Genomic DNA, 600 nt, shown 5'->3' with positions numbered 1-600 from the left:
CCAGCTTCTAATGAAGTGACGGGAAAAACCTCTAACCATCGCTTAAGCCAGTTGAAACAAATGAACGGTTGAATGACCAATCGCAGATTATTCAATACGTTCTTCCAACCGCTCTGGTTGTTCCACCAAGGGTGTTGAGCAAACTGCTGATGGGCAATTGGACAGATATCATTGAAGGCATCGGCAAACAGACTGACCATAAGGAAGGCACTCATGACCAATTCCCACCACTTCTCAATCTGCTCATAGCTGGTCATGCGAAAGTCGGCCCAACCGAGGGCATCTTTAGCTTGCTTGAGACCGTATTCAATCCAGGTTCTAAAGCCATAATGGTTACCGATTTCGCTCAAAGCTACCGCAGGAGCACAGACCATGACAAACGACGTGGAATGGTCTGGTAAGGTTTGCGGGTTCGTTGTGATATCAAGTCGGGTTGAATGCACATGATGAGGCGACATGAGTGTCCCTGTCGTACCCTGGCCACCAATGGTAAAACGTGAGACCTCGAATCAGGTCTTGCTGCTGCAACAATCGCTGACAGCGTTGGTAAACCAGGTCTTCAACCGACTCTATCGACTCAAACACTTGATTGGCTAACAC

General features: G+C 48.2%; 1 pseudogene. It reads right to left on the bottom strand.

Annotated features, from left to right (window positions below):
- Positions 1 to 422 (bottom strand): annotated as a pseudogene (locus tag JUJ53_RS00270) (IS701 family transposase); the annotation flags it as partial.
- Between the last annotated feature and the right edge of the window lie 178 nt (positions 423 to 600).

Origin of the sequence: Leptolyngbya sp. CCY15150 (assembly GCF_016888135.1) — a bacterium.
Lineage (GTDB): Bacteria > Cyanobacteriota > Cyanobacteriia > RECH01 > RECH01 > RECH01.
This window is presented reverse-complemented; position numbering and strand designations above follow the sequence as displayed.